General features: G+C 43.5%; 4 protein-coding genes and 2 pseudogenes. All 6 read left to right on the plus strand.

The genetic code is table 11. The features are described 5' to 3' along the window. A pseudogene (gene truB, locus SMIDD26_RS12745) lies at positions 1–185 on the plus strand (tRNA pseudouridine(55) synthase TruB); the annotation flags it as partial. Between the two features lie 113 nt (positions 186–298). After that, positions 299–937 carry a uridine kinase gene (gene udk / locus SMIDD26_RS04320; RefSeq protein WP_001181376.1) on the plus strand — a complete coding sequence of 213 codons (639 nt, stop codon included), beginning with the start codon at positions 299–301 and terminating at the stop codon, positions 935–937. A gap of 127 nt (positions 938–1,064) precedes the next feature. Beyond that, positions 1,065–2,405 carry an exodeoxyribonuclease VII large subunit gene (gene xseA / locus SMIDD26_RS04325; RefSeq protein WP_061439136.1) on the plus strand — a complete coding sequence of 447 codons (1,341 nt, stop codon included), beginning with the start codon at positions 1,065–1,067 and terminating at the stop codon, positions 2,403–2,405. Continuing rightward, a complete protein-coding gene (locus SMIDD26_RS04330) occupies positions 2,383–2,595 on the plus strand; it encodes an exodeoxyribonuclease VII small subunit (protein ID WP_000043226.1) in 213 nt (70 codons plus the stop codon). The genes xseA and SMIDD26_RS04330 overlap by 23 nt, the downstream gene beginning before the upstream one ends. Next, on the plus strand, positions 2,592–3,467 hold the full coding sequence (locus SMIDD26_RS04335; protein WP_061439138.1) for a polyprenyl synthetase family protein: 876 nt from the start codon (positions 2,592–2,594) through the stop codon (positions 3,465–3,467). Before SMIDD26_RS04330 ends, SMIDD26_RS04335 begins: the two co-directional genes overlap by 4 nt. Next, positions 3,460–3,637, plus strand: a pseudogene (locus SMIDD26_RS12750) (TlyA family rRNA (cytidine-2'-O)-methyltransferase); the annotation flags it as partial. The gene SMIDD26_RS04335 and the pseudogene SMIDD26_RS12750, both read left to right, overlap by 8 nt.

Genomic DNA, 3,637 nt, shown 5'->3' on the forward strand with positions numbered 1-3,637 from the left:
AGATTGGGACAGGTGACCTTGTCAAAGTTTTCCTAACTTCAGAAGAGGCTACGGAAGTTCGCTTTGGTCGTTTTATTGAGTTAGACCAAACGGACAAAGAACTGGCTGCCTTTGAAGGCGATACATTGCTAGCCATTCTAGAGAAACGAGGAAATTTCTACAAGCCGAGGAAGGTTTTTAGCTAGTCTAACTGGGGGTGTAGGGATTAGAATTGTTTTCACTAAACTATCTAAACCAGACTATAAATTTTGCTAAAAATGTGATAGAATAGACGACGGATAAAAAAACGGAGGATAGCATGCAAAATAGACCAATCATTATCGGAGTGACAGGTGGTTCTGGCGGTGGTAAGACCAGTGTTTCAAGAGCCATTTTATCGCATTTTCCTGATGAAAAGATTTCCATGATTGAACATGATTCATACTACAAGGATCAGTCTCATTTGACCTTTGAAGAGCGTGTCAAAACCAATTACGACCATCCTTTTGCCTTTGATACAGACTTGATGATCGAGCAGATTAAGGAATTGTTGGCAGGGCGTCCGGTGGACATCCCGACTTATGACTATACAGAGCATACACGGAGTAGCAAGACCTATCGCCAGGAGCCTCAAGATGTCTTTATCGTTGAGGGGATTTTGGTCTTGGAGGACAAGCGTCTGCGCGATTTGATGGATATCAAGATTTTTGTGGATACGGATGATGATGTGCGCATTATTCGTCGTATCAAGCGCGATATGGAAGAACGTGGCCGCAGCCTTGATAGCGTTATTGACCAGTACTTAGGTGTAGTTAAACCAATGTACCACCAGTTTATCGAACCAACCAAGCGTTATGCTGATATCGTCATTCCTGAAGGGGTCAGCAATACAGTTGCTATTGACCTGTTGACGACCAAGATTGCTAAGATTTTGGAAGAAGCCCGAAACAGCAAATAATCAGATGTGGAGGCCTTGCCTCCTTTTTCTATTTTTCCCTCATAATGGTACATAAATGAAGATTTTTAGGCATATTTTTGGTATAATAATACCTATGAAAGAGCAAGAAAATGAATAGTAGGTGGAGATGGAAAAGTATTTATCGGTAACAACTTTGACCAAGTATCTGAAAATGAAATTCGATAAAGACCCTTACTTGGAACGGGTCTATTTAACTGGTCAAGTTTCCAACTTTCGTAAACGACCTACTCACCAATATTTCTCCCTAAAGGATGACCATGCAGTTATTCAAGCGACCATCTGGTCTGGGATTTATCAGAAATTAGGCTTTGACCTAGAAGAAGGAATGAAAATCAATGTGATTGGGCGTGTCCAGGTCTATGAACCAAGTGGTAGCTACTCCATCATCATTGAAAAGGCTGAGCCTGATGGGGTTGGAGCGCTTGCGATTCAGTTTGAACAACTCAAGAAAAAATTGACAGAAGAAGGCCTGTTTCAAGAACGCTTCAAGCAACCTCTGCCCCAATTTTCTAAGAGGATTGGTGTGGTAACCAGTCGCAGTGGAGCCGTTATTCAAGATATTATCACAACCGTCAGCAGGCGCTTTCCAGGTGTTGACATACTTCTTTATCCGACCAAGGTTCAAGGTGAGGGTTCTGCGGAGGAAATTGCTAGAAATATTGCGCGTGCTAATCAACGAGACGATTTGGATTTGCTCATTATTGGTCGAGGTGGAGGTTCCATAGAGGATCTCTGGGCCTTTAACGAAGAAATTGTGGTACGAGCTATTTTTGAGTCTCGTTTGCCAGTTATTTCTAGTGTGGGGCATGAGACGGATGTGACCTTAGCAGATTTTGTGGCAGATCGCCGCGCTGCGACACCAACGGCTGCTGCTGAACTAGCAACACCTGTGACCAAGTTGGATGTGTTAGCTCATTTGCAAAATCAGGAAAAACGGATGGCAACGGCAGTGCGAAATGTCCTATCTAAGAAACAAGAAGCTTTGAAAAAATGCAGTCAGTCTGTTATCTTTAGACAGCCAGAGCGTTTGTATGATGGCTATTTGCAACGCTTAGACCAACTGCAACTGCGCTTAAAACAGAGTTTGCGAACACGGATTTCTGATAACAAACAAGTCGTCCAAGCACGGACGCATCAACTGGTTCAGTTATCACCTGTTACCAAAATCCAACGTTATCAAGACCGTCTAGGACAGTTGGACAAACTCCTCCGTAGCCAAATGGCTCTGGTTTATGATGCCAAGGTTGCTGAAGTGAAGCGACTTTCGGAAGCCTTGCTGATGTTGGATACCAGCCGAATTGTGGCGCGAGGTTATGCTATTGTTAAAAAAGAAGAGTCCGTTGTAGATTCGGTTGAGAGTTTGAAGAAAAAAGACCAAGTGACGCTTTTGATGCGAGATGGTCGAGTAGAATTAGAGGTTAAAGATGTCAAAACAAAAGAAATTTGAGGAAAATCTAGCAGAACTGGAGACCATTGTCCAAAGTTTGGAAAATGGTGAAATTGCTCTGGAAGATGCGATTGCTGCCTTTCAAAAGGGTATGGTCTTGTCAAAAGAGCTCCAAGCGACGCTGGACAAGGCTGAAAAGACCTTGGTCAAGGTCATGCAAGAAGACGGAACAGAAAGTGATTTTGAATGAAGAAGCAAGAAAAATTAGCTCTTGTCGAGTCGGCTTTGGAAGATTTTTATGGAGACCAGCAGTTTGCCTCTAGTTTACGAGAGTCTGTTCTCTATTCCATTCATGCTGGTGGCAAGCGTATTCGTCCTTTTCTCTTGTTAGAAGTTCTGGAAGCCTTACAAGTTGCGATTAAACCTGCTCACGCGCAGGTGGCTGCGGCCTTGGAGATGATTCATACAGGAAGCTTGATTCATGATGACCTTCCTGCCATGGATGATGATGATTACCGTCGAGGGCGTTTGACCAACCACAAGAAATTTGGAGAAGCAATGGCTATTTTGGCTGGAGATGCCTTGTTCCTAGACCCTTATGCTTTGATAGCGCAGGCAGATTTGCCAAGTCAGATCAAGGTGGACTTGATTGCCAACTTATCTCTTGCTTCAGGTAGTATGGGTATGGTGGCAGGGCAAGTTTTGGATATGGAAGGCGAACACCAGCATTTGTCTTTGGAAGAACTCCAGACCATTCATGCTAATAAAACGGGAAAACTACTAGCCTATCCATTTCAAGCTGCAGCAATTATAGCCGAATTGGTTCCTGAAATTCAAGCAAAACTGAAAACTGTGGGTGAATTGATTGGTCTTGCTTTTCAAGTTCGAGATGATGTACTGGATGTGACCGCCAGTTTTGAGGAAATTGGCAAGACACCACAAAAGGACCTGCATGCAGAAAAGTCAACCTATCCTGCCTTGTTGGGCTTGGAAGAGGCTATTGCCTTTTGTAACCAAATCTTGGATCAAGCTAATGCAAAATTAGAAGAAATTGCTGAGCAGGTTCCCTTTGAGATAGAATCGATTGTAGAAGTAGTAGAAAGTTTGAGAATCAATGGCTAAGGAAAGAGTGGTGTACTAGCTTATAAGCAGGGCTTGTTTGAAACGCGAGAACAGGCCAAGCGCGGTGTCATGGCTGGTCTAGTCGTAGCAGTTCTTAACGGAGAACGGTTTGACAAACCAGGAGAGAAAATCCCAGACGACACCGAGCTAAAACTCAAGGGGAGGAAACT

Origin of the sequence: Streptococcus mitis, assembly GCF_001579035.1 — a bacterium.
In the GTDB taxonomy this organism is placed as follows: Bacteria; Bacillota; Bacilli; order Lactobacillales; family Streptococcaceae; genus Streptococcus; species Streptococcus mitis_J.